Genomic DNA, 25,852 nt, shown 5'->3' with positions numbered 1-25,852 from the left:
GCGTCTTAGCAACCACTCAATCATCGTAATGCCCCCGACACGCAATCACATCTAGATCGGCATCGTCTACGGCATACACCAGTCGGTGGGTTTCATCTATGCGCCGTGACCAGTAGCCCGCCAAGTTGCCCATCAATGGCTCTGGCTTGCCAATACCGACAAAGGGGTCGCGCACCGCTGCTGCGACGAGTGTATTGATGCGTTTGAGGGTCTTTTTGTCTTGGCCTTGCCAGTACAGGTAGTCCTCCCAAGCCACCGGGGTAAAGCGAATGGCGCGCGCCATACCTCAACAAATCTGCTCAGTCAGGCTGGGACCAACTTGCGCCGCACGGCCTTGCCGGCTTTGTGCTGTGCAATGGACTTGGCCAGATGCGCAGCATTTGCAGGTGTGCCAAGCAGGTGCATGGTTTCCATGATGCTTTGGTAGTGCTCCAACGACATGACGACTGCATCAGCCCCATCGCGACGGCTGATGACCGTCACGTCTGCATCGTCATGCACGCGATCCAGCACTGTTTTCAGTGCGCTGCGGGCTTCGGAATAGGTTACGACCTTCATGTCGGACTCCTCTTAACTTGTACAAAATATAGTGCAAGTATAAGGGAGGTAGGCTGCTGCCCTAAAGATTTAGCCGTTCAGCTCGTCGGCGCGATCCTGGGCCTTTTCAAAGTCCAGATCACCGCTGTAGATGGCGCGTCCGCAGATCACGCCTTCCACGCCATCGTCTTCCACGGCGCACAGGGCCTCGATGTCGGCCATATTGCTCAAGCCACCCGACGCAATGACGGGAATGGTCAACGCCTGCGCCAGCTTGACGGTGGCTTCGATATTGATGCCGCTCAACATGCCGTCGCGGCCGATGTCGGTATAGATGATGGATTCAACGCCGTAGTCTTCAAACTTCTTGCCCAGGTCCACCACGTCGTGGCGGGTCAGCTTGCTCCAGCCGTCGGTGGCCACCTTGCCATCCCGCGCGTCCAGGCCAACGATGATGTGGCCACCAAAGGCCGTACAGGCGTCCTGCAAAAAGCCGGGGTTCTTGACCGCGGCGGTGCCGATGATGACGTAGCGCAGGCCGGCGTCCAGGTAACGTTCGATCGTGTCCAGGTCGCGGATGCCGCCACCCAGCTGCACGTCAATCTCGTTGCCCACTTCCTTCAAGATCTTGCGGATCGCCATCTCGTTCTTGGGGTGCCCCGCAAAGGCTCCGTTCAGGTCCACCAAATGCAGGCGGCGTGCGCCCTTGCTGACCCAGGAACGGGCCATGACGGCCGGGTCCTCGCCGAAGGTGGTGGATTGGTCCATGTCGCCTTGTTTGAGGCGAACGCAGTGGCCGTCTTTTAAGTCAATTGCGGGGATTAAAAGCATGATGCTTCAGAGTTGGAGGGAAAGGGGTAGCTATGCGAGGCTCGCACACAAAGCGAAGAGGTCAGGGTTTCCAATGCAGGAAGTTGCGGTAGAGCGAGAGGCCTTGGTCAGCGCTTTTTTCAGGGTGGAACTGGGTCGCAAAAATATTATCGCGTGCTATGGCCGCTGAAAAGCGCTGGCCATAGTCGGTTTCACCCACGCTGTGGCGCGTATCCGACGGTTGGGCGTAGTAACTGTGCACGAAATAGAAGTAACTGCCGTCCGGCACGTCGCCCCACACGGGGTGGGGGGCGGCGCCGTGGTTGTTCTGCCAGACCTGGTTCCAGCCCATTTGTGGCACCTTGTAACGGCTGCCGTCCGGCTGGGTCTGGCCCGCCAGGTCAAATTTGGCCACCTTGCCGGGGATCAGGCCCAGGCAAGGGGTGTCGAGTTCGTCGCTGTGGTCCAACAGCATCTGCATGCCCACACACACACCCATCAGGGGCTTGTGGGCCGCAGCGTGCATCACCGCGTCGTACATGCCACTGTCGTGCAGCTCGCGCATGCAGTCGCGCATGCCGCCCTGGCCGGGCAGAACGACACGCTCAGCGGCCATCACCTCGGCGGGCGTACGCGCCCAGACCACATCTACCCCGGCACCGGCTGCCACATGCATAACGGCCTGCGTGACGGAACGCAGATTGCCCATGCCGTAGTCAACCACCGCTATCGTTTTTGCCATGCTACTAAATGAATAGCTGCTTGCGCAGCTTGGACGGGGGCCAGAGCCCGATTTCAGCCATAAGGTTACAGCGAACCCTTGGTCGACGGGATCATACCTGCTGATCGGGGGTCGCGCTCCAAGGCCGCACGCAGTGCGCGGGCAAAGGCCTTGAAGACGGTCTCGGCCTGGTGGTGGGCATTGTCACCCTTCAGGTTGTCGATATGCAGGGTCACCAGAGCATGGTTCACAAAGCCCTGGAAAAACTCATGGGTGAGCTGGGTGTCAAACGCGCCGATCATGCCGCTCTTGAACGGCACGTCCATGACCAGGCCGGGACGGCCCGAGAAATCAACGACCACGCGGCTCAAGGCTTCGTCCAACGGCACATAGGCGTGGCCGTAGCGGCGAATGCCTTTTTTGTCGCCCACTGCCTGGTGGAAGGCCTGGCCCAGGGTGATGCCCACGTCTTCCACCGTGTGGTGGCCGTCGATGTGCAGGTCTCCATCGGCCTCGATGTCCAGATCGATCAGGCCATGGCGTGCGATCTGGTCCAGCATGTGGTCGAAAAATCCAATGCCGGTGGAGAGGCGCGCCTGGCCCGTGCCGTCCAGGTTGATGCGCACGCGGATCTTGGTCTCGGCGGTGTTGCGCGTGACCTCGGCGATACGGTCCGGCGTGCCGGTTTGCGGGATTTCGATCAGTGATGAGTTCATAGGGATTCCAGAAGGGCTGCCAGCAGGCGGGTGTTCTCGTCGGCGGTGCCGACGGTGAGACGCAAACATTGGGCCAGCAATGGGTGCATTTTAGAAACGTTCTTGACCAGCACGCCACGCGCCTTCAGGCCGTCAAAAGTTTTCTGTGCGTCGGCCATGCGGACCAGGATCATGTTGGCATCGCTGTCCCAGGCCTTCACGGCTGGCATGGCGCGCAGGGCGGTCAGCAGGCGGGTGCGCTGGGCGCGCAAATCAGCAGCCTGGCCAGCAAACACGTCGGCATGCTCCAGCGCAAACAGCGCACATTCGTAGTTCAGCACGCTGATGTTGTACGGCGGGCGCACCTTGTCGACCTGGGCAATCAGTGGTTTGGGGCCGACCATATAGCCTATACGCACACCGGCCAAGCCAAACTTGCTCATCGTGCGCATCAGCAGCACATGGGCGTGCGCGGCGGGGTTGGAGCGGATGGTGTCCAGATAGGTGCGGCTGGAAAACGGCTGGTAGGCCTCGTCCAGCACCACCAGCCCACCGACCGCGCCCGTGGCAGCAATCACGCGGGCCATGCTCTCGGCGTTCCACAAATTGGCGGTCGGGTTGTTGGGGTAGGCCAGGTAGACGATAGCCGGCTGGTGCTGCGCGATAGCTGCCAGCATGGCGGCCTCGTCCAGTTCAAAGTCAGCCGTCAGCGGTACGCCGACAAAGTCCAGCCCCTGCAGTGCCGCGCTCATGGCGTACATCACAAAGCCGGGCAGTGGCGCCAGAATCACAGGCCTTTTGCCGGTGACGGGGTCTGTGGGCACGTCGCAGGCCATAGCCAAGAGCGAGATCAGCTCGTCCGAGCCATTGCCCAGCATGATGTCGAATCCTTCGGGCATCTGTGCATAGGCGGCCAGCGCGCGGCGCAGGTCGTTGACGCGGCCATCCGGGTAGCGGTTGAGCGCCAGTGCGCCCAAGCGTTTGCCCAGGGCCTCTTGCAGCGCGGCGGGCAGACGGTGTGGGTTCTCCATGGCGTCAAGCTTGACCATGCCTACCGAGTCCTGGATGGCGTAGGCGTGCATGGACAACACGTCCTGGCGGATGCGGCGCTGGATTAAAGCATCCATGTCGGGGGCGGCTTGGGCTGTCATACGTGGGGAGTCCTCTCGTGTGGTTTCAATCGGTCAGGCCCAGTTCGGCGGGCGTTGTGACAAACGGGTTCAGGATGGTGACGCCGTCGATGTGCTGTTGGTGGGTCAGGCTGGGCGTCAGCACGTGGTTGGCACCGGATTGCGCGGCAGATGCCACCATCAGTGCATCCCAATACCGCAGGCCAAAACGGGCCTCAACACCCCAGGCGGTTTCCACGGTCTGGTGGTCGATCTGCCACGGCTGCCACAGCTGCATGCGCCGCAGTTTGGCACGTGCATCGCCGGGGGGCATCGCGAAGGTTTGCGTGGCGATGACGTAGTAGTCGTTCAGCACCTGGGTGCTGACCCGCCCTGCCCTCTGAATCCATAGGGCCTGCAACCAGGCGCGGGCTTGGGTTTGTTTGGCGGCGTCATGGGCATCGTCTGCGCACAGCAGCACATGGGTGTCGACGAAAACTATGGGCTTGTCAGCCGTGCCCGCGCTAGCCATTCAGGGCCTCCCGCTGCGGATACGGCTTGCCACCCGAGCTGAACGATGAGGTGTCTGCTACCCACTCGCGTTGGGCGCGGGCGTAGGCGTCGTCGTGCTGCATCTTGTCCGTCAACATCTCGCCCACCAGGCGCGACACGCTGGTATTGCGCTTGGCCGCCTCAATACGCACCCACTCCAGCGTGGCGTCTTCGACGGTGATAGTGACGTTCTTCATAGGCTTTATCGTACACGAGATTCGTGTTACACGAAGTTCGTGTAAATGAATTATGCCTATTTCGAGCCCTGTCTTACCAAAACCTCTACGAGAAATCGGCCTCCAGCCCCCGTGAATTGGTCATAATCAGCTATGTTTTTGATAGCTTGTCGAAATGCCCACTTTGCTCGTTATTTTTGACCTGGACGGCACTCTGGTCGACAGTGAAACACTGTGCAACCAGGCCTTTTTGGATCTGATACCCGCCCTCACCGACCCGGTTGACGTCTTGGTGAACCGTTACCGCGGCAAAAAGCTGGCAAACATACTGCGCGATATAGAAAGCCGTATCGACGCGCCCTTGGCTGAAAACTTTGAACAGTTGTACCGCCACCGCGTCGCCGAACAGTTCAGAACGGATTTGAAGCCTATTCACGGCGTACCTGAGATGCTGGGGGCCCTGCGACATCCGTTTTGTATTGCATCCAGCGGCCCGCCCGCAAAAATTGCCCACGCGCTGGCGGTCACCAACCTGGCGCCGCATTTTGGGAAACGGATTTTCAGTTCTTACGAGGTAGGCTCGTGGAAGCCAGAACCCGGCCTGTTTCTGCATGCGGCGGCGGCCATGGGGTTTGCACCGGAGCATTGTGTGGTTGTAGAGGACAGCCCGGTTGGGCTGGAAGCCGCGGCGGCGGCTGGCATGCGCGCCTTGCACTACACACCGCAGGGGACGTCCGGAGTGACTGGCAACACGTTCTCCAGCATGTCCGCACTGCCCGCTCTATTACGGGGCATGGCCGCCAGCGCTCAGGCGATCACTGGCAGGGATACACCGTCGACAACGCGTTCACCATGACCAGTTGGGCAGACATATCCGCTTCATAAACATCCGCATTGCGCTTGAGTTCGGTGTCGAACAGGCTCTTGGCCATGAAGGGTTCCAGCCGTCGACCATCCAGGCAAATCGTGGGGGTGGCGCCGTTGCGCACGGCATGGGCATGGGCTTCTAGTGCGCCCTCCATGACTCCGACCAGGTAGTAGTTGACGTAGTCCGGCCCCTGTTTGCCGGCCTTGGCCAAGCCGCGCAATTCACGCAGGGACATGGCCGAGGCGGCACTGGCAAGGCCCATACAGGTCAAGGCCAGGATGACGGCGCGCGCTGGACGCGAAGAAAGTAATTGGAAGTTCATGGGGAGTTGTCGGTGGGTGCTCTTTATTCTTACACCAACCCGCCTCCCCTATGGCCAAGGGGTCAACCCAACGCGCTCTACTTCAGCCGCATCTCGGCCGCGCGGGCATGGCCCTGCAGGCCTTCGCCATAGGCCAGTTCGGCGGCGATAGGCCCCAGCACCTGGGCGCCGGCTTCGCTGACCTCGATCAGGCTGGAGCGTTTCTGGAAGTCGTAGACACCCAGCGGGCTGGAGAAACGCGCCGTGCCACTGGTAGGCAACACGTGGTTGGGGCCAGCGCAGTAGTCACCCAGGCTCTCGGATGTGAATGCACCCAGAAAGATGGCGCCAGCGTGCACCAGCAGCGGCTCCCAGCGGTGCGGGTCTTGGCTGGACACTTCCAAGTGCTCGGGCGCGATGCGGTTGCTGATGGCACAGGCCTCTTCCATGCTGCAGGTGTGGATCAGCGCACCGCGGTCGTTCAGCGACTTGGCGATGATTTCGGCGCGCGGCATTTCAGGCAGCAGCCGGTCGATGGCGGCTTGCACGGCGTCAATGTAGGCAGCATCGGGGCACAGCAGAATGCTTTGCGCCAACTCGTCATGCTCGGCCTGGCTGAACAGGTCCATGGCCACCCAGTCCGGCGGCGTGGTGCCATCGGCCAAGACCAGAATCTCGGACGGGCCGGCAATCATGTCGATGCCCACGGTGCCGAACACGCGCTTCTTGGCGCTGGCCACATAGGCGTTGCCGGGGCCCGTGATCTTGTCGACTTTCGGCACGGTGGTGGTACCGTAGGCCAGTGCCGCCACGGCCTGAGCACCGCCTATGGTGAAGGCGCGTGTAACGCCCGCCACGTAGGCAGCCGCCAACACCAGTACGTTGCGCTCGCCCTGGCTCGACGCGGCTTGCTCGCCCGTGCCACCAGTGGCCACGCTTCCGCGCACCGGCGTAGGCACAACCATGATGATTTCCTGCACACCCGCTACATGGGCAGGTATGGCGTTCATGAGCAGGCTCGACGGGTACGCTGCCTTGCCGCCAGGCACGTAGATGCCCACGCGGTCCAGCGGCGTGACCTTTTGGCCCAGCAGCGTGCCGTATTCGTCGCGGTAGCTCCAGCTTTCTCCCGACGCCTTTTTCTGTGCCTCGTGGTACATGCGCACCCGCGCGGCGGCGAACTGTAGGGCCTCACGCTGCGCGACAGGGATGGCGTCGAACGCGGCCTTGAAGTCAGCCTGGGTCAGCTCCAGCGCCGCCATGTTGGGCGCAGAGAGCCCGTCGAAGCGGGCGGTGTACTCCAGCACGGCCGCATCGCCGCGCTTTTGCACATCGGCCAGGATGTCGGCCACACGCTGCTCGATAGCCGCATCCGTATCAGCCGCCCAATGCAGGCGCGCCTGGAAGGCCGCCTCAAATTGGTTGTCAACGGTCGATAAACGCAGGGGCTTGGCGATCAAGGTCATGGTGGTGGAGTTAATCAGGCGGACACAGCCAATGCGCTGGCAAAGGCATCAATAATTTTGCGGATCGGCTCACGCTTGAGCTTGAGCGCGGCCTGGTTGACGACCAGGCGGGAGCTGATCTCCATGATCTGTTCCACCTCGACCAGGTGGTTGGCCTTGAGCGTGTTGCCGGTGGACACCAGGTCCACAATGGCATCGGCCATGCCAACCAGAGGCGCAATTTCCATACTGCCGTAGAGCTTGATCAGGTCCACATGCACACCTTTGGTCGCAAAAAATTCGCGGGCAATGGCCACGTATTTGGTAGCCACCTTCAGGCGCGCACCCTGGCGCACCGCGCTGGCGTAGTCAAAGTCCGCGCGGGCCGCGACACTGATACGGCACTTGGCGATCTGCAGGTCCAGCGGTTGGTATAGGCCCTGGCTGCCGTGCTCCAGCAGCGTGTCCTTGCCGGTAATGCCCATGTCGGCACCGCCGTATTGGACATAAGTAGGCACATCGGTAGCACGTACCACCAGCACACGCACATCCGGCAGGTTGGTCGCCAGGATCAGCTTGCGGGATTTTTCGGGGTCGTCCAGCACTTCGATACCTGCTGCCTTGAGCAAGGGCAAGGTGTCCTCGAAGATACGGCCTTTGGAGAGCGCGAGTGTGATCATTTGAATCTTTCGATGTCGGCACCAATGCCGCGCAGTTTGGCTTCCATCTGGTCGTAACCGCGGTCCAGGTGGTAGATGCGGTCGACCACGGTCTCGCCATCGGCCACCAGACCGGCAATCACCAGGCTGGCAGAGGCACGCAGGTCCGTGGCCATCACGGTGGCGCCCGACAATTTTTCCACACCCTCTACAACGGCGACCTTGCCATCGATATGGATGTTGGCCCCCAAGCGCACCAACTCGTTGACGTGCATAAAACGGTTCTCGAAAATCGTCTCGGTCACCATGCTGCTGCCGTGCGAAATAGCGTTGAGCGCCATGAACTGGGCCTGCATGTCAGTGGGAAAACCGGGGAACTCGGTCGTGCGAAAGCTCTGCGCTTTCAGGCGGCCTTGGGATTGGACCCGGATGCCGCCATCCACCGCCGTGACTGTGGCGCCGGCTTCCTGCAGTTTCTCTACAACCGCGTCCAGATGGTCAATACGCCCATGCTTGAGCACCACGTCACCACCGGCTGCGGCCACGGCACACAAAAAGGTGCCCGTCTCGATACGGTCAGCTACGACCTGGTGGGTACAGCCATGCAGGACCTCAACGCCCTGGATGCGGATGCGGCTGCTACCATGGCCTTCGATCTTGGCACCCATGCTGATCAGCATTTCGGCCAGGTCGGGAATCTCGGGCTCTTGGGCCGCGTTTTCCAGAATGGTCTCGCCTTCGGCCAGCGCGGCGGCCATCAAAAAATTCTCAGTACCGGTGACGGTAACCATGTCAGTGGTGATGCGGGCGCCGTGCAGCCGTGTGCGGCCCTTGGGCAACTTGGCGATCATGTAGCCGTGTTCCACCACGATCTCGGCCCCCATGGCGGCAAGGCCCTTGAGGTGCTGGTCCACCGGGCGCGAGCCGATGGCGCAACCGCCCGGCAGGGACACCGTGGCCTCACCAAAACGTGCCAGCAGCGGGCCCAGTGCCAGTACCGACGCACGCATGGTCTTGACCAGCTCATACGGCGCTTCGGGCGAAGTCAGGGTGCTGGCGTCGATACGCACCGAACCATCGACCTGCTGGTCCACCTGCACACCCATGTTGCGGATCAGCGTGAGCATGGTGGATACGTCTTGCAGACGCGGCACGTTGCGCAGGGTGACGGGTTCGGCCGTCAGCAGCGTGGCGCACAACTCGGGCAAGGCAGCGTTTTTGGCGCCGGAAATCAGCACCTCGCCGTGCAAGGATCGACCACCACGGATCAGCAGCTTATCCATTGTTTTGTGCGGCCCACTCGGCGGGTGTGAAAGTCTTCATCGACAACGCGTGCACTTCATCGGTCTTGAGCCGTGTGCCCATGGCCGCATACACCTGCTGGTGGCGTGCGATCAGGCGCTTGCCTTCAAAGGCAGGCGACACGACCGTGGCGTACCAGTGGCGACCATCACCCTCCACCTGGCAGACTTCGCAGGCAAAACTATTGGCGATCAGGTTTTGGATTTCTTCGGCGGTCATATGTTCTTAAATGGGGATTAGCTGCGGATCTTGTAGCCTGTGCGCAGCAAGTGCAAGGCCAGCCCACTGACCACGGCCAGGGCACCCCCCACGATGCCCAGGCTCAGCCAGGGCGATGCGTCGCTGACGCCAAAGAAGCCGTAACGAAAGCCGTCGATCATGTAGAAAAAGGGGTTCAGGTGGCTGGCGTTTTGCCAGATGGGGGGCAGCGACTGGATGGAATAAAACACGCCGCTCAAAAAGGTCATGGGCATGATGATGAAATTCTGGAACGCGGCCAACTGGTCGAACTTTTCGGCCCACAGGCCGGCGATCAGACCCAACGCTCCCATCAGTGCCGCGCCCAGCACGGCGAATACGATGATCCACAGAGGGGCCGCAAAGCCCAGCGGTGCAAACCAGACGGCAGCCAACAGCACACCTGCGCCCACAACCAAGCCGCGCACGATGCTGGAGCCAACATAGGCCACAAACCAGCTCCCGTGTGACAAGGGCGTCAGCAACAGGAACACCAGGTTGCCCATGATCTTGCTCTGGATCAGCGACGACGAGCTGTTGGCAAACGCGTTTTGCAGCACACTCATCATCACGAGACCGGGCACCAGGAAAGCGGTGTAACGGACGCTGTCGTACACCTTGACATGGTCTTCCAGCACATGGCCAAAGATCAACAGGTACAGCAGCGCGGTCAACACGGGTGCAGCCACGGTCTGAAAACCCACCTTCCAGAAACGCAGCACTTCCTTGTACAGCAGGGTGCGCCAGCCGGTCATGGAGATGTTGCCCCCACGCTTGTTGCTGCGCGTACTGCGCTGCCCCCCGGGGGGGTTGTTTCAGCTTGGGGCGGCCCGGCGCTGAAACGCTCATCCACCTGGTTTGGCGAGTGGCTGTTCATGATGTCAATGAACACATCTTCCAGATCGGCCTTGCGCATTTCTACGTCTTCGACCACCAGGCCCGACTCGCGCACGGCGGCGAGGTACTGTTCAATTTCCAGCGCATTGTGGGTCGGCAATTGCACGACCGTTCCGGTCACACGGGCGCGGGCGGCCAAAGCGGGCGGCAATACACCCGAAGTCTTGAAACGCAGGACATTGCCCGAGGCTGCCTTCAGCAATGCACTGGTGTGGTCCAGCGCCACAATACGGCCCGTTTTGAGCATGGCGATACGCCCGCACAGGGCCTCGGCCTCTTCCAGGTAATGGGTGGTCAGCAGAACCGTATGGCCTTGCTTGTTGAGCTTGGACACAAAATGCCACAGGGTCTGGCGCAGCTCAACATCGACACCTGCCGTGGGCTCATCCAGCACGATGACGGGTGGCTTGTGCACCAGGGCCTGCGCCACCAGCATGCGGCGTTTCATGCCACCGGAGAGCTGGCGCATATTGGCGCCGGCCTTGTCGGTCAGGCCCAGGCTTTCCAGCAGCTCGTCAATCCAGGCCTCATTCTTGGTGATGCCGAAGTAACCGGACTGGAAACGCAGGGCTTCGCGCACATTAAAAAAGGGGTCAAACACCAACTCTTGCGGCACGATGCCCAGTTTGCGGCGGGCCTGTGCGTAGTCGGTTTGCACATCGCTACCCAACACGGTGACGCGGCCGCTGGTGGCGCGGGTCAGACCGGCCAGGATGCTGATCATCGTGGTCTTACCTGCCCCATTGGGGCCCAACAATCCAAAGAATTCGCCTTCTTCAATGTCCAGTTGCACACGGTCGAGTGCCAGGAACGTGGTGCCCGCAGGTCCACGTGGCGACACATAACTTTTGGAAACAGATTGGAAGGAAATGGCAGACATGGGCAACCCGCCATTTTAGGCGGCCTGGGCTCTATAAGGTGTCAGGTAGAGGGCAACAGCCCTTCGATGCCATACAGGGTGGCCAGGTCGCCCAGGTGCTTGGGCAGCCCCTGCACCACCAGGGCCTTGCCGGCGCGCTGGCAGGTACGGCGCAATTCGAGCAAAACCGCCAACGCCGACGAGTCAAAACGCCCCAGTGCCGTGGCATCCACTACAACCGGTGACACCGCTTCTGCGTCCAAGCCGGCGATGAGCTGCGCCAAGCAGTCTTTGGCCTGACCGTGGGTCAATTCAGCGGGCAAACGCAACACGTCAGGCCTTTTTGCCGTTGGCTTTGTTGCGTTCGGTCAGTGCGGCGATTAAACCATCCAGACCCTTGGCGTTGATTTCGCTGGCGAACTGGCTGCGGTAGGTTTCAACCAGCCAGACGCCCAGGACGTTCAGGTTGTAAATACGCCAGCCCGCGCCCTGTCCGGGGGTCTTTTCCAGGCGGTAGTCCAGCTGGATCGCCTCACCGCCGCCCTTGATTTCCGAGCGAACCAGCACTTCCTTGTCTTCAGCGGCCATCCGTAGGGGCTTCATGGAGATGACCTGGTCCGACACCTGTGCCAAGGCTCCCGCATAGGTGCGCACCAGCAGGGTCTTGAACTCTTCTTGCAGGCGTTTTTGCTGCTCCGGAGTGGCTTGGCGCCAGGCCGGGCCAACGGCAGACGCCGTCATGCGCTGGAAGTTGACGTTGGGCATGATGCGCGCATCCACCAAAGCGACGACCTTGGCCATGTCACCGGCGCGGATGGCCTTGTCGTTCTTGATGGTGTCCAACACCTCGGTCGACAGGCGTTTGATCAGGGCGTCTGGCGCCTCGTCTTGCGCAAACACCGCCGTGCCGGGCAAGGCAGCAGCGATCACAACAGTGGCAGCCAACATCTGGCGAAGAAAAGCGCGTTTCATAGTTATTCCTTGATCCCGTAAATACGAAGCATTATCCCGTGTGTGCTTTCAACGCGCCTGCCAACCCCCAGGCCGACAGCCTAGCGGGTGCCAGAGGCTGGTGTTGCGGGCGCAGCGGGAACGGGCGGCGCATACGCTGAAGTGGTGTCTTCATCGGGTGGATTGCCGTCATACACCTGGTTGCGACGCCTTTGCAAATAGGCATCCCGCGTGAAGCTGTATTTGTCCAGCGCCGCGCCGTCCACCACATCACCGGCACGCAGGTAGTTAGCACGGGTATCAACCACGTTCAAAATGGTCAGCGCATCACGCGTGGGCGCATCCTGCACCTCATTGAGGAGATTGCCTTGCCGGTCCACGGGCAGGGCCAAGGTATCGCGCAGGGTCGACGAGCCCAACAGCGGCAAAACGACAAACGGGCCAGGACCAACACCCCAACGCCCCAGCGTCAGGCCAAAGTTGGCAGGATGGCGCTCCATACCCATTTCGCCGGCAACATCCAGAATGCCACCCAGACCCATGGTGGTGTTCACCATCACACGGCCAAAGCTGTCTGCCGTATCCCTCCCGCGCAGTTGCAGGGCGTTGTTGACCAAGGACCAGACATCGTCCAGGTTGGTGAAAAAATTGCCTATGCCGGTGCGCACCCAGTGGGGCAGGATCTTCTGGTAAGCCGTGGCAACCGGTTTGACCACGGCGCGGTCCACCGAATCGTTGAAGCTGAACACCCCGCGGTTCCACGACTCCATGGGGTCGCGGGGATCTTTATGGGGCACTGCGGCACAGGCCTGCAGCATGGCCAATACCACCAGCACTCCCCAGCGACCGGCGCGCATCCGCAGCCGAGAAGACGTTTGAGGGGTTAATGAACGAGAAACTTGCTGCGAGCTCATTTTTTCTCCGGCCCTGGGCTTGTTGTGCCGTCAGCCGCCTTGCTGTACAAAAATTGACTGATCAGATTTTCCAGCACAACCGCTGATTGGGTCGCGCCGATGGTGTCGCCCGCCACTAGATTGGTGTCGGCGGCGCCCGCCTCAATACCGATGTACTGCTCACCCAGCAGGCCGCTGGTCAAAATTTTCAGGGAACTATCCTTGGGAAAGGCATAGCGGCTTTCCAAAGCCAAAGTGACACGGGCCTGGAAAGTCTTGTCGTCAAACACCAGCGACTCCACGCGCCCCACCACCACGCCGCCGCTGCGCACCGCGGCTTTGGGTTTGAGTCCACCCACATTGTCAAATTTGGCAGTCACCGCGTAGGTGGACTGGAAATTCAACGACAACAGGTTGGCCGCCTGGAGGGCCAGGAACAGTATGGCCACGGCCCCGATGAGCACAAACAAACCCACCCAGACATCATTCTTGGAACGCTGCATAACTACTTTCTAAATCGTAAACATCATTGCGGTCAGGATGAAATCCAGACCCAATACCGCCAGTGATGCGGTCACCACCGTGCGCGTTGTCGCGCTGGCCACACCTTCGGGAGTCGCCTGCGCCTCAAAACCCTGGAACACGGCGATAAAGGTCACCGTCAAACCAAACACAAAACTCTTGATGACGCCGTTACCCACGTCTTTCCAGACATCAACACCGCCCTGAATCTGGCTCCAGAACGAACCCGCGTCCACACCAATCATCACCACACCGACGGCCCAGCCGCCAATGACACCCATGGCGCTGAACACAGCGGCCAACAAGGGCATGGCGATGACGCCGGCCCAGAACCGTGGCGCCAGCACCCGCTGGATGGGGTCCACCGCCATCATTTCCATGACACTGATTTGTTCACCCGCCTTCATCAAACCAATCTCGGCGGTGAGTGACGTGCCGGCCCGGCCCGCAAACAACAAGGCCGTCACCACAGGGCCTAGTTCACGCACCAAGCTGAGCGTAACCAGAAGGCCCAAGGCCTCGGACGAGCCATAACGCTGCAATGTGTAATAACCCTGCAGGCCAAACACAAAACCCACAAACAGGCCGGACACCGCGATGATGGCCATCGAATAGTTGCCGAGAAAATGGATCTGGTCGCGGACCAGGCCGAAGCGTCTAAAGGTCGGCACCACCGACACCAGTAGCTTGAAGAACAGCCGTGCGGCATACCCCATGTCCGCGAGCTTGCTGCGGGTGGCAAAGCCTACGTCGGCGGGTTTGTACCAACTCATCGCTTCACTCCGACCTGTTTTTGTTGTAATTGCGCGCTGCCCGCATTCGGACCAAAGTCGTCTTCCACACTGAGCGCCGGGTAGTGGAAACGCACAGGGCCTTCCGACAATGCATTGACATACTGGTAGACCAGCGGATCGGTACTGCGCAACACGTCTTGCGGCGTGCCCTGCGAGGCCACCTTGCCGTTGGCCAGGATGATGACGTGGTCGGCAATGGTGAAGGTCTGCTCCAGCTCGTGCGACACAAAGATGCTGGTCAGCCCCATGGAATCGTTCAACTGCCGTATCAAGCGTGCCGAGGTGCCCACCGAAATGGGGTCAATGCCGGTCAGTGGTTCGTCGTACATGACCAACTCGGGGTCCAACGCAATGGCGCGTGCCAACGCCACCCGACGGGCCATGCCACCCGACAGGGCCGAGGGCATGAGGCTGCGCGCATTGCGCAAACCGACGGCATTGAGCTTCATCAGCACGATGTCGTGGACCATGTCCTCGGACAAATCGGTGTGCTCACGCAGGGGAAAGGCCACGTTGTCATAAACACTCAGGTCGGCAAACAGCGCACCAAACTGGTACAACATGCCCATGCGGCGACGTGCGGCGTACAGTTCTGCCGTCCCCATGCGGGTGACGTCCTGGCCGTCAAACAGCATCTGCCCTTTTTGCGCCCGGTTCTGGCCACCAATCAGCCGCAAGATGGTGGTCTTGCCGCCGCCGGACGCACCCATCAACGCCGTAACCTTGCCACGCGGCACAGTCAGCGACACGTCATTCAATATGACACGCTCCCCGTAGCCAAAGCTCAGGTTGCGCAGCTCGACGAGCGGGGTGGTTGGGTTGGCGGCCATAAAAAAACAAAAGCCGGGCAATTTCCGGCTCTTGGATGATAAGGGATTCGTGTAAACCCTTGTATCGGGGGTGTATCAAGTCGCCGCCGGGCCGCCCCAAGGCGACTTGCACCCCCTTTGGGGGGCAGCGAGCCACACTAAGAGGGCGAGCGCGGGGGCCAAGATTACCGCGGCAAGTCGCTGACTCCCATTAAGAACTCGTCCACGGCACGGGCGGCCTGACGGCCTTCGCGGATGGCCCAGACCACCAGGCTTTGGCCGCGGCGCACGTCACCAGCGGCAAACACCTTGGGTACGTTGGTGGCATAGCCGCCAATGAAGTCAGTGCTTGCTTTGGCATTACCGCGGGCGTCCTTGTCGACACCAAAGGATTCCAGCATGGTGGCGACCGGATTCACAAAACCCATGGCCAGCAACACCAGGTCAGCCTTCAGCACCTGCTCTGAACCGGCCACTTCGACCATTTTTCCGTCTTTCCATTCGACGCGTACGGTCTTCAAGCCGGTGACCTTGCCTTTTTCGCCGATGAATTCCTTGGTCGAAATGGCGAATTCGCGCTCGCAGCCTTCTTCGTGGCTGGAGCTGGTGCGCAGCTTGATCGGCCAATAGGGCCAGGTCATCGGGCGGTTTTCTTCTTCGGGTGGCTGCGGCATCAATTCAAACTGGGTCACGCTGACCGCACCGTGGCGGTTGCTGGTGCCCACGCAGTCGGAGCCGGTATCTCCACCGCCGATGACGATGACGTGTTTGCCATCAGCACGCAACTGACCCTTGAGCTTGTCACCGGCATTCACTTTGTTCTGCTGGGGCAGAAACTCCATCGCAAAGTGGATACCGTCCAGATCGCGGCCCGGCACGGGCAGGTCGCGCGACTGCTCGGCACCGCCGGTCAACACCACGGCGTCAAAGTCTTTTTGCAATTGCGCAGCCGAGATGGTCTCCTTGGCCCAGTTGGTCACTTTGGAACCCTTGGGCATTTCGCCAATCAGCACGCCAGTGCGGATCGTCACGCCTTCCTTGACCATCTGGTCGACGCGGCGGTCGATGTGCGACTTCTCCATTTTGAAGTCAGGGATGCCGTAACGCAGCAGGCCGCCAACCCGGTCATTCTTCTCAAACAGCGTCACAGCATGGCCAGCACGTGCCAGCTGTTGCGCCGCCGCCATGCCGGCCGGGCCGGAACCCACCACCGCAACCGTCTTGCCAGTCTTGACCTTGGGCGGCTGTGCCAACACCCAGCCCTCGGCCCAGGCGCGGTCGATGATGGCGTGTTCAATCGACTTGATACCCACCGCATCGTCGTTCACATTCAGCGTACAGGCCGCCTCGCAGGGCGCAGGGCAGATGCGGCCGGTGAACTCCGGGAAGTTGTTGGTGCTGTGCAGCGTGTCGATAGCGGACTTCCAGTCGTCGCGGAACACCATGTCGTTGAAATCCGGAATGATGTTGTTGACCGGGCAGCCGTTGTTGCAAAACGGCGTGCCGCAGTCCATACAACGCGCAGCCTGTTTGTTGGCCTGTGCATCGTCCAGACCGATGACGAACTCTTTGTAGTGCTTCACGCGCTCGGCAACGGGCTTGTAGCCCTCTTCGATGCGCTCGTATTCCATGAAGCCAGTGACTTTTCCCATGATGCTTTCCTGTCTATCTAGTCAGTCGGATTTGTTATTTGCCGGTGGTCACTACTTTTTTTGTAGCAGCAGATGCAGATTTCACGGGGGCTACAGCCTGCTTTTTCATATGAATCTCGCCCAGGGCACGTTTGTACTCGTTGGGGAAGACCTTGATGAACTTGGCGCGGGCCGTATCCCAGTCGTCCAGCAGGTCGCGGGCGCGTTTGCTGCCGGTCCAGCGGTTGTGCTCTTCCAGCAATTTGCGCAGTTGCACTTCGTCGGCCAGGCCGCGGTGCCAGATGGCCTTGGGCACAGACGCCTCTTGCTCGGCAGCGGGCAACACTTTTTCCATGGACACCATGGCCGTGTTGCAACGCTTGGCGAACTGGCCGTCTTCGTCGTACACGTAGGCAATACCGCCGCTCATGCCGGCCGCAAAGTTGCGCCCGGTTTTGCCCAGCACGGCCACCGTGCCGCCGGTCATGTATTCGCAACCGTGGTCACCCGTGCCCTCGACAACCGCAGTGGCGCCCGACAGGCGCACCGCAAAGCGCTCGCCACCCACGCCGCTGAAGAAGGCCTCTCCCGCCGTCGCACCGTACATCACGGTGTTGCCGACGATGGTGTTGTTGACCGCCACGCCACGGAAGTCGATGCTGGGGCGCACCACCACACGACCACCGCTGAGGCCCTTGCCGGTGTAGTCATTGGCGTCACCAATCAAGTACAGCGTGATGCCATTGGTCAGGAAAGCGCCGAAGGACTGGCCACCCGTGCCTTCCAGCTGGATGTGGATGGTGTTGTCGGGCAGACCCTGGGGGTGCACCTTGGTCACCGCGCCGGACAACATGGCGCCGACCGAACGGTTGACGTTGCGCGCGGCTTCCATGAACTGCACCTTCTCACCCTTGTCGATGGCGGCACGGCACTTGGCGATCAGCACATTGTCCAGCGCCTTTTCCAGACCGTGGTCCTGTTCCAGCGTCTGGTAGCGGGGCACATCGGCCGGCACTTGTGGCTGGGCGAACAAACGGCTGAAATCCAGGCCGCTGGCCTTCCAGTGTTCGATTCCCTTGCGCATGTCCAGCAGGTCGGAGCGGCCAATCAGGTCGTCGAACTTGCGGATGCCCAGTTGGGCCATGATCTGGCGCACTTCTTCGGCGATGAAGAAGAAGTAATTGACGACATGCTCGGGCTTGCCGGAGAACTTCTTACGCAGTGCGGGGTCTTGCGTGGCCACGCCCACCGGGCAGGTGTTGAGGTGGCACTTGCGCATCATGATGCAGCCTTCGACCACCAGCGGCGCGGTCGCAAAGCCGAACTCGTCCGCACCCAACAGCGCGCCAATGGCGACGTCGCGGCCGGTCTTCATCTGGCCGTCAGCCTGCACACGGATACGACTGCGCAGGCGGTTCAGCACCAGGGTTTGCTGCGTCTCGGCCAGGCCGATTTCCCAAGGGCTGCCGGCATGTTTGATCGACGACCAGGGCGACGCGCCGGTACCACCATCATGCCCGGCGATCACCACGTGGTCGCTCTTGCACTTGGCCACACCCGCGGCGATGGTGCCGACGCCAATTTCGGACACCAGCTTGACGCTGATGGAGCTGTGCGGCGCCACGTTCTTCAGATCGTGGATCAGCTGCGCCAGATCTTCGATCGAATAGATGTCGTGGTGCGGTGGGGGCGAAATCAGGCCCACACCGGGCACCGAGTGGCGCAGGCGACCGATGTAGTCGGACACCTTGCCGCCGGGCAGTTGCCCGCCCTCGCCCGGTTTGGCGCCCTGGGCCATCTTGATCTGGATCTGGTCGGCGCTGGACAGGTACTCGGCGGTGACACCGAAACGACCGGACGCGACCTGCTTGATGCGGGAACGCAGGCTGTCACCGGCATTCATGGGGATGTCGACTTCCACCACATCCTTGCCGATGATGTCGGCCATGGTCTGACCCTGGGTGATCGGGATACCTTTGAGTTCGTTGCGGTAACGCGCAGGGTCTTCACCGCCCTCGCCCGTGTTGCTCTTGCCGCCGATGCGGTTCATCGCAATGGCCAGCGTGGCGTGGGCTTCGGTGCTGATGGAACCCAGCGACATGGCGCCGGTGGCGAAGCGTTTGACGATTTCCTTGGCGGGCTCGACCTCATCCACAGGAATGGCCTTGGTAGGGTCGAACTTGAACTCGAACAGGCCGCGCAGTGTCAGGTGGCGCTTGCTCTGGTCGTTGATGATCTGCGCGTATTCCTTGTAGGTGTTCCAGTTGTTGGAACGGGTGCTGTGCTGCAGCTTGGCGATGGCGTCGGGCGACCACATATGGTCTTCGCCGCGCACGCGCCAGGCATATTCACCACCGGCGTCCAGCGCATTGGCCAACACCGGGTCGTTACCAAACGCAGCCTTGTGCATACGGATGGCTTCTTCGGCGATCTCGAAAACACCTATGCCTTCGACGCGGCTGGGGGTGCCGGTGAAATATTTTTGCACCGTGGCGCTGGACAGGCCAATGGCCTCGAACAGCTGCGCGCCGCAGTAGCTCATATAGGTGGACACGCCCATCTTGGACATGATCTTGCTTAGTCCCTTGCCCACCGCCTTGACGTAGTTGTAGATGGCCTTGTCGGCGGACAGATCGCCCGGCAGGTCTTTGTGGATGCTGACCAGGGTTTCCATGGCCAGGTAGGGGTGAACGGCTTCTGCGCCGTAACCCGCCAAGACGCCGAAGTGGTGCACCTCGCGGGCAGTACCGGTCTCGACCACCAGGCCGGCCGTGGTACGCAGGCCTTCAATCACCAAGTGCTGGTGGATGGCGCTCAAAGCCAGCAGTGCGGGGATCGCCACCTGCGTGGCGCTGATACCGCGGTCGCTGATGATCAGGATGTTTTTGCCACCCTTGATCGCGTCCACCGCTTCGGCGCACAAGGATGCCAGCTTGGCTTCCACGCCCTCGTGGCCCCAGGCCAGTGGGTAGGTGATGTCCAGCGTGTAGCTGCGGAACTTGCCCTGCGTGTGCTTCTCAATATCGCGCAGCTTGGCCATGTCGGCAAAGTCCAGCACCGGCTGGCTAACCTCCATCCGCATGGGCGGGTTGACCTGGTTGATGTCCAACAGGTTGGGCTTGGGGCCGATGAAGGACACGAGGCTCATCACGATGGCTTCGCGGATCGGGTCGATCGGCGGGTTGGTCACCTGGGCGAACAACTGCTTGAAGTAGTTGTACAGCGGCTTGTTTTTGTCGGACAACACGGCCAGCGGGCTGTCGTTGCCCATGGAGCCAATAGCCTCTTCACCAGCGGCAGCCATAGGGGCGATCAGGAACTTCAGGTCTTCCTGCGTGAAGCCAAAGGCCTGCTGGCGATCCAGCAGGCTGACCTGGCTTTCCATTTCGCTGGCCGGCTCGCCACTGCCCTGCACGTCATCCAGCCGGATGCGCAAGTTTTCGATCCACTGCTTGTAGGGCTTGCTGTTGGCCAGGCTAGCCTTCAACTCTTCGTCGTCGATCATGCGGCCCTGTTCCAGGTCGATCAAGAACATCTTGCCGGGCTGCAGGCGCCATTTGCGCACGATCTTGTTCTCGGGCACGGGCAACACGCCGGACTCGGAACCCATGATGACCAGATCGTCATCGGTGATGCAGTAGCGCGAGGGGCGCAGGCCGTTGCGGTCCAGCGTGGCGCCGATCTGACGACCGTCGGTGAACACGATGGAGGCCGGCCCGTCCCACGGCTCCATCATCGCGGCGTGGTATTCGTAGAAGGCCTTGCGGCGGCCATCCATGGTGGTGTGCTGCTCCCAGGGCTCGGGGATCATCATCATGACGGCCTGGCTCAGCGGGTAACCGGCCATGGTCAGCAATTCCAGGCAGTTGTCGAAGGTGGCCGTGTCGGACTGGCTGGCAAAGCTGATGGGGTACAGCTTCTGCAAGTCCGCGCCCAGCACGGGGGACGACATCACGCCTTCGCGCGCCTTCATCCAGTTGTAGTTGCCCTTGACGGTGTTGATTTCACCGTTGTGCGCGACATAACGATACGGGTGGGCCAGCGGCCACTCAGGGAAGGTGTTGGTGGAGAAGCGCTGGTGCACCAGGCCCAACGCGGAGACGCAGCGCACATCGCTCAGGTCCAGGAAATACACGCCCACCTGGTCCGCCAGCAGCAAGCCCTTGTAGACCACGGTGCGGCTGCTCATGCTGGGCACGTAATACTCTTTGCTGTGCTTGAGGTGCAGGTTCTGGATGGCGGCGCTGGCGGTCTTGCGGATCACGTACAGCTTGCGCTCCAGCGCGTCCTGCACGATGACGTCCTGGCCGCGGCCTATGAAAACCTGGCGCTGGATGGGTTCTTTCTCGCGCACAGTGGGCGACATGGGCATGTCGCGGTTCACCGGCACATCGCGCCAACCCAGCAGCACCTGGCCTTCGGCCTTGATCGCGCGTTCCATCTCCTGCTCGCAGGCCAGGCGGGATGCATGTTCCTTCGGCAGAAAGATCATCCCCACGCCGTATTCGCCGGGTGGCGGCAGCGTTACGCCTTGTGCGGCCATCTCTTCGCGGTACAACGCGTCGGGCAACTGGATCAGGATGCCGGCGCCGTCGCCCATCAGTTTGTCTGCACCCACCGCACCCCGGTGGTCCAGGTTGTCCAGAATCTTCAGCGCATTCTTGACGATGTCGTGCGACTTGGTGCCCTTGATGTGGGCCACAAAACCGACGCCACAGGCGTCATGCTCGTGCTCTTTGGAATACAAACCGTGGTTCTGAAGGTGTTGGATTTCGGCTGCCGTGGTCATGGCGTTCCTCTGAAAATTGCAATGGAAGTGAAGAATACTGCAATGCAACAAGAGTGCCAAGCAAATTAATTGGGGTCAGATTCCAATTAATAACCAACAAAATCAATCAAAGAATAATTAGGGACATATCAAAAATAGTAGCAAGAGCACCTTATTAGACGGGGGCTAGAGCCCGATTTAATCCTTGGTCTTTGGTGTGGAAACCGGCCTGCCGGCAGTGCCTTTGGACACGCGGCGTGTTGTCTTTTTTTGCAAATTTTCCACAAACTCGGGCGCGCCCAAGGCCCAGCCACGCAGCGCTGAGTCGGTCAGGGCCTGCTGCTGCGACGTGCTGATACCGGCCTGCACCAAATCGGCGTAGGCCGCTTCGCGTGCGAAAGGGGTGTTGCCCAAGGCCCAGACAAGGGCGTGCGGCGTGATGAGTTTGTCGATCCGCGCACCAAGGTAATGGCCGTGGCTGGACCAGGGGTAGTCCTTGGCCTGGACCACCATATCGGCACGGACCGGGTTGAGGTCGATGTAGGCCATACATGCCAGCAGGTAGCGTTCGGTCTGTATCAGTGTGGATTTGTAACGCCCCTCCCACAGGGTGCCGGTGCGTTTCTGGCAGTCGTTGAAGTAACGCACATAACGCCTGCCGACGGCCTGCATCATCTGCGGCAGACCATCGGCGGTCTCGGGTGTGGCCAGCAGGTGGAAGTGGTTGCCCATCAGCACATAGGCGTGGATGGCAACGTTGAATTTGCGGGCGTTTTCGTCCAGCAGGTCCAGCATGGTCTGGTAGTCGGCGCTGGACGCAAAGATCGCCTGGCGGTTATTCCCCCGCTGGATCACATGGTGGGGGTGACCGGGTAAGGTCAGGCGCGGGAGGCGGGCCATGGTGCTTTATTGGAATCTGACCCCAATTATTGCACTGGCAACGCGAAGCGTGTTTCCCGCAGGGCCGAGAGCCCAAACTCATCCAGCAGCGCCGCCAGCCGGTCTGCCGCTGCGCGATTGGGCTTGTTGCTGCGGCGGGCGATGATGAGCTCGTTCTTCATGCTGTGCTCCCAACCCACCAGCTCGGTCACCGTGACTTGGTAGCCGCAGGCCTCCAGGTAGAGGCAGCGCAGCACATTGGTGATCTGGCTGCCCATTTCTCGGGTGTGCAGCGGATGCCGCCACAGCTCGGCCAGGGGTGTGCGGCTGAGTGACAAGGCCTTGCTGGCATTCAGGTTGCGCGCGATTTCGGCCTGGCAGCAGGGCACCAGCACCAGGCAACGCGCCTTCTTCTGCAGGCCAAAGGCGATGGCGTCGTCGGTGGCCGTGTCGCAGGCATGCAGGGCGGTGACCACATCGATCTGGTTTGGCATGGCGTCCGAATCCGTTGACTCGGCCACGGTGACGTTCAAGAAGGACATGCGCTCAAAGCCCAAGCGTGTCGCCAATTCGCGGGACTTTTGAACCAGCTCTGACCGTGACTCCACACCGTAAATGTGGCCGGCCTTCAAACTTTTGAAGAACAGGTCATAGATGATGAAACCCAGGTAAGACTTGCCTGCACCGTGGTCGGCCAACGTCGCGCCCTCCCCTGCGGTGGGCAGCTCCAGCAGCAGCTTTTCGATGAACTGGTAAAGGTGGTAGACCTGTTTGAGTTTGCGCCGCGAGTCCTGGTTGAGCTTGCCCTCGCGGGTGAGGATGTGCAGTTCTTTCAGCAGTTCAATACTTTGGCCGGGTCGCAGCTCGGATTCCAGGGGATTGGTCGGGGCTGGCCTGGTTCGTTGCGGTGGCGTCTGTGCAGCGGCATCACCGGCGTTTTTGCGTTGTTTCATGGGCCTATCTTGCCATGTGGGCTGGCGCCCACGCCGAGCGCGTCCCAACCCGGGGGGCCGATCCGCCGCATGGTGTCGATATTGGCCTGGAAGATGGTCTCAGCATGGGGGAACGCCTTGACCGCGCGGTCTATGCTTTCCTCACGCAGGATGTGCAAGGTGGGGTACGGCGAGCGGTTGGTGAAATTGGCCATGTCATCCGGCTGGGCGTCGGCGAACTCGTAGTGTGGGTGCAGGCTGGCGATCTGGAAGATGCCCGCGTATCCTCGCTTCGCCAGCAAGCGGTTGGCCTGGGCCAGGAAGTCGTTGAACTCCAGGAAGTCGGTCAATCCGTCGGATGCTATCAAAAGTGTAGTATCTCGTATAGCAGGGGTGAGGGTTGCGAGGTCTTTTAACTCATTGCCGAGATCGTCCAGCAGGTCCTTGAAGTCCACGGACCGGCTCACGGCATAGTGGATCTGGCCTTTCACCTCCACCGCCTTGGCAAACGGGCACAGGTTCAGGCCGATCACCGCGCGCTGCAGCCAGCGCTGGGTGTCTGCTACTACAACACCATCATCGTTGGAAGCATGTTCCTGCATCACCGGAACCGGTTGGGCTGCGCAACAACCATCTTGGCCAACTCGTCCAAGGTTTCGTAGTCGATTTTTGTTGCTGCCCAGGTACTGGTCTCCACGCCAAATCCGTCGGCATTGGCCAAACGGAAAATCAGGTTGCCGTTGTCGTGGTCTGCGGCAACCGTTACGTTGCCCCGCGCCTTGGTCACGTACTCAAAACAAATCGCTTGGAGGGTGTTCTTCTCGGGGTGGCGCAGGTTCTTTTGTTCATGCTCAACATGGCCAAAGGCGAGTCGCTTCTGCACACGTTCTAGTTCGGGGGGAAAGTTGACACTCACCGAACCGCCAATAGACAAACCCGACTTGGGCACTATGTCCCAGCCCATGGCGATGTAGTCGTAGACCTCTTTGTCGCGCAGTTTTTTCTTGCGGAAGTCGGCACGGAAGTTGACCAGCTTCATGGGTGGCCAAGGCGTCTTGCCGTCCAAAGAGAATCGGGGTGCGTCCGGTGTGATAACGCTGAGGTGTTTCGCCAGGTCCTGCAAGTATTTCCAGGCAACCTGGCAGGCCCATTCCGTCGCCTCGGTATTGGCTTCGATGTTTTGCAGCTCGGCCGTTTGTTTGACTTGAAGTGCACTCGCCTGCTGCTTCAGTTGGTTCAGGAAACTCAAAGCCCCTCCGCTCTCATATCTGTTTTCCGCATTTTAGCGATGCCTCTAACAATTGCTTACAGGATGCAAGGGCTCAGTACCGTCAAACCAGCAGCCGTTTACCTGTCAGACGATGGTGCTCGCGGGAAGCAAATCGGTCGGTCATACCCGCGACGTAGTCGGCAATCACGCGCGCCAAGGGCAGCGCTTCCTGTTGCGTGTCGACATTTCCCGGTATTTCCGCTGGCGCAGTGGTGTAGGCGTCAAACAAATCTCTGACGATCTGTTTGGCAAGGTCGGTGGTTTGCATCACCTGCGGATGGCGGTACAGGTTGCGAAACAGAAACTGCTTGAGCTGTGTGGCGTTTTTGCGCATGTCTGCGCCAAACGCCAGCAACGGGGCGGTGTTGCGAATCTCATTGGGACTGCCGGGCACGGCCACAGCCAGGCGAGACTGGCTGACCGCAATCAGGTCGTACACCTGCGCGCTCAGCATGCGGCGTATCACTTCAAACAGCAGACGTCGGTGGTGCTGTTTGGTCGCCAACTCGGGATAGTCCCGCAAGGTCTGGAAGTGGTGGTGTTCAAACAGCGGAACCTCCTGCAGCTGATCCATGGTGATGAGGCCTGAGCGCATACCGTCGTCGATGTCGTGGGAGTTGTAGGCTATCTCATCCGCCAGGTTGCACAACTGGGCTTCCAGGCTGGGTTGGGTGCCTTCCAAAAATCGCCGGCCCACGCCGTCGGGCTCGCTCGCCTCCAAGGCCTGCGCATGGGCGCGGGAACAGTGTTTGAGAATGCCCTCGCGTGTTTCGAATGTGAGGTTGATCCCGTTGAATTGCGGATAACTCTCTTCCAGATGGTCCACCACACGCAGGCTCTGCAAGTTGTGTTCAAAGCCACCATGCGCCCGCATACAGTCGTTGAGTGCATCCTGCCCAGCGTGTCCAAAGGGGGTGTGCCCCAGATCGTGGGCCAGGGCGATGGCCTCCACCAGGTCTTCGTTGAGGTGCAATGCACGTGCAATGGACCGCCCCAACTGGGCGACCTCCAGCGAATGGGTCAGCCGGGTGCGGAACAGATCACCCTCATGGTTGAGGAACACCTGGGTCTTGTAGACCAGGCGACGAAACGCTGTGGAGTGGACGATGCGGTCCCGGTCACGCTGGTAGGCCGTACGGGTGGGTGCATCGGGTTCGGCGAATCTTCTGCCCCGCGACTGTAGGGGGTCACAGGCGTAGGGTGCCAATGTCATATAGAAGAAAACAAGGTTAGCC

At 60.6% G+C, this 25,852-nt stretch carries 29 protein-coding genes; 1 reads left to right on the top strand and 28 read right to left on the bottom strand.

Features of this window, described 5'->3' with window-relative positions; genetic code table 11:
* Positions 1-16 precede the first annotated feature (16 nt).
* From HZ993_RS20985 to HZ993_RS20950, 8 genes are all read right to left on the bottom strand, one after another.
* Positions 17-283: a Txe/YoeB family addiction module toxin gene (locus HZ993_RS20985; protein WP_209394641.1), complete on the bottom strand. Its 267-nt coding sequence runs from the start codon at positions 281-283 to the stop codon at positions 17-19.
* Positions 284-303: 20 nt separating this feature from the next.
* Entirely contained in the window at positions 304-558 is a 255-nt protein-coding gene (locus HZ993_RS20980) for a type II toxin-antitoxin system Phd/YefM family antitoxin (RefSeq protein WP_209394640.1), read from the bottom strand.
* Between the two features lie 69 nt (positions 559-627).
* A complete protein-coding gene (gene hisA / locus HZ993_RS20975; protein ID WP_209394639.1) occupies positions 628-1,368 on the bottom strand; it encodes a 1-(5-phosphoribosyl)-5-[(5-phosphoribosylamino)methylideneamino]imidazole-4-carboxamide isomerase in 741 nt (246 codons plus the stop codon).
* A 61-nt stretch (positions 1,369-1,429) separates the two neighbouring features.
* A complete protein-coding gene (gene hisH / locus HZ993_RS20970; protein WP_209394638.1) occupies positions 1,430-2,089 on the bottom strand; it encodes an imidazole glycerol phosphate synthase subunit HisH in 660 nt (219 codons plus the stop codon).
* A gap of 65 nt (positions 2,090-2,154) precedes the next feature.
* Positions 2,155-2,784: an imidazoleglycerol-phosphate dehydratase HisB gene (gene hisB / locus HZ993_RS20965; RefSeq protein ID WP_209394637.1), complete on the bottom strand. Its 630-nt coding sequence runs from the start codon at positions 2,782-2,784 to the stop codon at positions 2,155-2,157.
* Complete coding sequence (gene hisC / locus HZ993_RS20960; protein ID WP_209394636.1) at positions 2,781-3,914, bottom strand: histidinol-phosphate transaminase; 1,134 nt, start codon at positions 3,912-3,914, stop codon at positions 2,781-2,783. Before hisC ends, hisB begins: the two co-directional genes overlap by 4 nt.
* Positions 3,915-3,939: 25 nt before the next feature.
* Positions 3,940-4,404, bottom strand: a complete 465-nt coding sequence (locus tag HZ993_RS20955; protein ID WP_209394635.1) for a PIN domain-containing protein — start codon at positions 4,402-4,404, stop codon at positions 3,940-3,942.
* Positions 4,397-4,621, bottom strand: coding sequence for a CopG family transcriptional regulator (locus HZ993_RS20950; protein WP_209394634.1), 225 nt, complete (start codon positions 4,619-4,621; stop codon positions 4,397-4,399). Before HZ993_RS20950 ends, HZ993_RS20955 begins: the two co-directional genes overlap by 8 nt.
* A gap of 154 nt (positions 4,622-4,775) precedes the next feature.
* Here HZ993_RS20950 and HZ993_RS20945 point away from each other — a divergent pair, with 154 nt between their 5' ends.
* Positions 4,776-5,456: an HAD-IA family hydrolase gene (locus HZ993_RS20945; RefSeq protein WP_209394633.1), complete on the top strand. Its 681-nt coding sequence runs from the start codon at positions 4,776-4,778 to the stop codon at positions 5,454-5,456.
* Here the strand turns inward: HZ993_RS20945 and HZ993_RS20940 are convergent.
* From HZ993_RS20940 to HZ993_RS20845, 20 genes are all read right to left on the bottom strand, one after another.
* Positions 5,416-5,790, bottom strand: coding sequence for a hypothetical protein (locus tag HZ993_RS20940; RefSeq protein WP_209394632.1), 375 nt, complete (start codon positions 5,788-5,790; stop codon positions 5,416-5,418). The genes HZ993_RS20945 and HZ993_RS20940 overlap by 41 nt on opposite strands.
* A gap of 77 nt (positions 5,791-5,867) precedes the next feature.
* Positions 5,868-7,235 carry a histidinol dehydrogenase gene (hisD, locus tag HZ993_RS20935; RefSeq protein WP_209394631.1) on the bottom strand — a complete coding sequence of 456 codons (1,368 nt, stop codon included), beginning with the start codon at positions 7,233-7,235 and terminating at the stop codon, positions 5,868-5,870.
* 14 nt (positions 7,236-7,249) lie between these two features.
* Positions 7,250-7,894, bottom strand: a complete 645-nt coding sequence (hisG, locus tag HZ993_RS20930; protein ID WP_209394630.1) for an ATP phosphoribosyltransferase — start codon at positions 7,892-7,894, stop codon at positions 7,250-7,252.
* Positions 7,891-9,156 (bottom strand): UDP-N-acetylglucosamine 1-carboxyvinyltransferase, encoded by a 1,266-nt coding sequence (murA, locus tag HZ993_RS20925; protein WP_209394629.1) that lies wholly within the window; start codon positions 9,154-9,156, stop codon positions 7,891-7,893. Before murA ends, hisG begins: the two co-directional genes overlap by 4 nt.
* Complete coding sequence (locus tag HZ993_RS20920) at positions 9,149-9,394, bottom strand: BolA family protein (RefSeq protein WP_209394628.1); 246 nt, start codon at positions 9,392-9,394, stop codon at positions 9,149-9,151. The genes murA and HZ993_RS20920 overlap by 8 nt, the downstream gene beginning before the upstream one ends.
* 17 nt (positions 9,395-9,411) lie before the next feature.
* A complete protein-coding gene (locus HZ993_RS20915) occupies positions 9,412-10,167 on the bottom strand; it encodes an ABC transporter permease (RefSeq protein ID WP_209394627.1) in 756 nt (251 codons plus the stop codon).
* Complete coding sequence (locus tag HZ993_RS20910) at positions 10,164-11,189, bottom strand: ABC transporter ATP-binding protein (protein WP_209394626.1); 1,026 nt, start codon at positions 11,187-11,189, stop codon at positions 10,164-10,166. The genes HZ993_RS20915 and HZ993_RS20910 overlap by 4 nt, the downstream gene beginning before the upstream one ends.
* Before the next feature lie 41 nt (positions 11,190-11,230).
* Positions 11,231-11,500, bottom strand: a complete 270-nt coding sequence (locus HZ993_RS20905; protein WP_209394625.1) for a lipid asymmetry maintenance protein MlaB — start codon at positions 11,498-11,500, stop codon at positions 11,231-11,233.
* A gap of 1 nt (position 11,501) precedes the next feature.
* The gene (locus HZ993_RS20900; protein WP_245214013.1) at positions 11,502-12,116 is read right to left on the bottom strand and encodes a phospholipid-binding protein MlaC; all 615 of its coding nucleotides are present in this window, start codon (positions 12,114-12,116) and stop codon (positions 11,502-11,504) included.
* A gap of 104 nt (positions 12,117-12,220) precedes the next feature.
* A complete protein-coding gene (locus HZ993_RS20895) occupies positions 12,221-12,976 on the bottom strand; it encodes a VacJ family lipoprotein (RefSeq protein WP_209394623.1) in 756 nt (251 codons plus the stop codon).
* Positions 12,977-13,029: 53 nt separating this feature from the next.
* Positions 13,030-13,515, bottom strand: a complete 486-nt coding sequence (gene mlaD, locus HZ993_RS20890) for an outer membrane lipid asymmetry maintenance protein MlaD (RefSeq protein WP_209394622.1) — start codon at positions 13,513-13,515, stop codon at positions 13,030-13,032.
* Between the two features lie 9 nt (positions 13,516-13,524).
* Positions 13,525-14,307: a lipid asymmetry maintenance ABC transporter permease subunit MlaE gene (gene mlaE, locus HZ993_RS20885; RefSeq protein ID WP_209394621.1), complete on the bottom strand. Its 783-nt coding sequence runs from the start codon at positions 14,305-14,307 to the stop codon at positions 13,525-13,527.
* The gene (locus HZ993_RS20880) at positions 14,304-15,158 is read right to left on the bottom strand and encodes an ABC transporter ATP-binding protein (protein WP_209394620.1); all 855 of its coding nucleotides are present in this window, start codon (positions 15,156-15,158) and stop codon (positions 14,304-14,306) included. The genes mlaE and HZ993_RS20880 overlap by 4 nt, the downstream gene beginning before the upstream one ends.
* Before the next feature lie 164 nt (positions 15,159-15,322).
* Entirely contained in the window at positions 15,323-16,789 is a 1,467-nt protein-coding gene (locus tag HZ993_RS20875; protein WP_209394619.1) for a glutamate synthase subunit beta, read from the bottom strand.
* A 34-nt stretch (positions 16,790-16,823) separates the two neighbouring features.
* Positions 16,824-21,557, bottom strand: coding sequence for a glutamate synthase-related protein (locus HZ993_RS20870; protein WP_209394618.1), 4,734 nt, complete (start codon positions 21,555-21,557; stop codon positions 16,824-16,826).
* A gap of 177 nt (positions 21,558-21,734) precedes the next feature.
* On the bottom strand, positions 21,735-22,436 hold the full coding sequence (locus tag HZ993_RS20865) for a transposase (RefSeq protein ID WP_209394617.1): 702 nt from the start codon (positions 22,434-22,436) through the stop codon (positions 21,735-21,737).
* A gap of 26 nt (positions 22,437-22,462) precedes the next feature.
* Complete coding sequence (locus HZ993_RS20860) at positions 22,463-23,368, bottom strand: SAM-dependent methyltransferase (RefSeq protein ID WP_209394616.1); 906 nt, start codon at positions 23,366-23,368, stop codon at positions 22,463-22,465.
* Positions 23,365-23,949 carry a DUF1415 domain-containing protein gene (locus HZ993_RS20855; RefSeq protein WP_209394615.1) on the bottom strand — a complete coding sequence of 195 codons (585 nt, stop codon included), beginning with the start codon at positions 23,947-23,949 and terminating at the stop codon, positions 23,365-23,367. The genes HZ993_RS20860 and HZ993_RS20855 overlap by 4 nt, the downstream gene beginning before the upstream one ends.
* Positions 23,949-24,596 (bottom strand): hypothetical protein, encoded by a 648-nt coding sequence (locus HZ993_RS20850; RefSeq protein ID WP_209394614.1) that lies wholly within the window; start codon positions 24,594-24,596, stop codon positions 23,949-23,951. Before HZ993_RS20850 ends, HZ993_RS20855 begins: the two co-directional genes overlap by 1 nt.
* Before the next feature lie 82 nt (positions 24,597-24,678).
* Positions 24,679-25,830, bottom strand: a complete 1,152-nt coding sequence (locus HZ993_RS20845; RefSeq protein WP_209394613.1) for a deoxyguanosinetriphosphate triphosphohydrolase — start codon at positions 25,828-25,830, stop codon at positions 24,679-24,681.
* Positions 25,831-25,852 lie beyond the last annotated feature (22 nt).

The sequence above is a fragment of the Rhodoferax sp. AJA081-3 genome (assembly GCF_017798165.1).
In the GTDB taxonomy this organism is placed as follows: domain Bacteria; phylum Pseudomonadota; class Gammaproteobacteria; order Burkholderiales; family Burkholderiaceae_C; genus Allorhodoferax.
The sequence above is the reverse complement of the archived record's forward strand: the minus strand, read 5'-3'. Positions and strand labels throughout refer to the sequence as shown.

What these genes read in the sequence shown, in the direction of transcription:
- HZ993_RS20985 (WP_209394641.1), bottom strand. Translation starts at nt 283, where the DNA reads ATGGCGCGCGCCATTCGCTTTACCCCGGTGGCTTGGGAGGACTACCTG.
- HZ993_RS20980 (WP_209394640.1), bottom strand. Translation starts at nt 558, where the DNA reads ATGAAGGTCGTAACCTATTCCGAAGCCCGCAGCGCACTGAAAACAGTG.
- hisA (WP_209394639.1), bottom strand. Translation starts at nt 1,368, where the DNA reads ATGCTTTTAATCCCCGCAATTGACTTAAAAGACGGCCACTGCGTTCGC.
- hisH (WP_209394638.1), bottom strand. Translation starts at nt 2,089, where the DNA reads ATGGCAAAAACGATAGCGGTGGTTGACTACGGCATGGGCAATCTGCGT.
- hisB (WP_209394637.1), bottom strand. Translation starts at nt 2,784, where the DNA reads ATGAACTCATCACTGATCGAAATCCCGCAAACCGGCACGCCGGACCGT.
- hisC (WP_209394636.1), bottom strand. Translation starts at nt 3,914, where the DNA reads ATGACAGCCCAAGCCGCCCCCGACATGGATGCTTTAATCCAGCGCCGC.
- HZ993_RS20955 (WP_209394635.1), bottom strand. Translation starts at nt 4,404, where the DNA reads ATGGCTAGCGCGGGCACGGCTGACAAGCCCATAGTTTTCGTCGACACC.
- HZ993_RS20950 (WP_209394634.1), bottom strand. Translation starts at nt 4,621, where the DNA reads ATGAAGAACGTCACTATCACCGTCGAAGACGCCACGCTGGAGTGGGTG.
- HZ993_RS20945 (WP_209394633.1), top strand. Translation starts at nt 4,776, where the DNA reads ATGCCCACTTTGCTCGTTATTTTTGACCTGGACGGCACTCTGGTCGAC.
- HZ993_RS20940 (WP_209394632.1), bottom strand. Translation starts at nt 5,790, where the DNA reads ATGAACTTCCAATTACTTTCTTCGCGTCCAGCGCGCGCCGTCATCCTG.
- hisD (WP_209394631.1), bottom strand. Translation starts at nt 7,235, where the DNA reads ATGACCTTGATCGCCAAGCCCCTGCGTTTATCGACCGTTGACAACCAA.
- hisG (WP_209394630.1), bottom strand. Translation starts at nt 7,894, where the DNA reads ATGATCACACTCGCGCTCTCCAAAGGCCGTATCTTCGAGGACACCTTG.
- murA (WP_209394629.1), bottom strand. Translation starts at nt 9,156, where the DNA reads ATGGATAAGCTGCTGATCCGTGGTGGTCGATCCTTGCACGGCGAGGTG.
- HZ993_RS20920 (WP_209394628.1), bottom strand. Translation starts at nt 9,394, where the DNA reads ATGACCGCCGAAGAAATCCAAAACCTGATCGCCAATAGTTTTGCCTGC.
- HZ993_RS20915 (WP_209394627.1), bottom strand. Translation starts at nt 10,167, where the DNA reads ATGACCGGCTGGCGCACCCTGCTGTACAAGGAAGTGCTGCGTTTCTGG.
- HZ993_RS20910 (WP_209394626.1), bottom strand. Translation starts at nt 11,189, where the DNA reads ATGTCTGCCATTTCCTTCCAATCTGTTTCCAAAAGTTATGTGTCGCCA.
- HZ993_RS20900 (WP_245214013.1), bottom strand. Translation starts at nt 12,116, where the DNA reads ATGTTGGCTGCCACTGTTGTGATCGCTGCTGCCTTGCCCGGCACGGCG.
- HZ993_RS20895 (WP_209394623.1), bottom strand. Translation starts at nt 12,976, where the DNA reads ATGCGCGCCGGTCGCTGGGGAGTGCTGGTGGTATTGGCCATGCTGCAG.
- mlaD (WP_209394622.1), bottom strand. Translation starts at nt 13,515, where the DNA reads ATGCAGCGTTCCAAGAATGATGTCTGGGTGGGTTTGTTTGTGCTCATC.
- mlaE (WP_209394621.1), bottom strand. Translation starts at nt 14,307, where the DNA reads ATGAGTTGGTACAAACCCGCCGACGTAGGCTTTGCCACCCGCAGCAAG.
- HZ993_RS20880 (WP_209394620.1), bottom strand. Translation starts at nt 15,158, where the DNA reads ATGGCCGCCAACCCAACCACCCCGCTCGTCGAGCTGCGCAACCTGAGC.
- HZ993_RS20875 (WP_209394619.1), bottom strand. Translation starts at nt 16,789, where the DNA reads ATGGGAAAAGTCACTGGCTTCATGGAATACGAGCGCATCGAAGAGGGC.
- HZ993_RS20870 (WP_209394618.1), bottom strand. Translation starts at nt 21,557, where the DNA reads ATGACCACGGCAGCCGAAATCCAACACCTTCAGAACCACGGTTTGTAT.
- HZ993_RS20865 (WP_209394617.1), bottom strand. Translation starts at nt 22,436, where the DNA reads ATGGCCCGCCTCCCGCGCCTGACCTTACCCGGTCACCCCCACCATGTG.
- HZ993_RS20860 (WP_209394616.1), bottom strand. Translation starts at nt 23,368, where the DNA reads ATGAAACAACGCAAAAACGCCGGTGATGCCGCTGCACAGACGCCACCG.
- HZ993_RS20855 (WP_209394615.1), bottom strand. Translation starts at nt 23,949, where the DNA reads ATGCAGGAACATGCTTCCAACGATGATGGTGTTGTAGTAGCAGACACC.
- HZ993_RS20845 (WP_209394613.1), bottom strand. Translation starts at nt 25,830, where the DNA reads ATGACATTGGCACCCTACGCCTGTGACCCCCTACAGTCGCGGGGCAGA.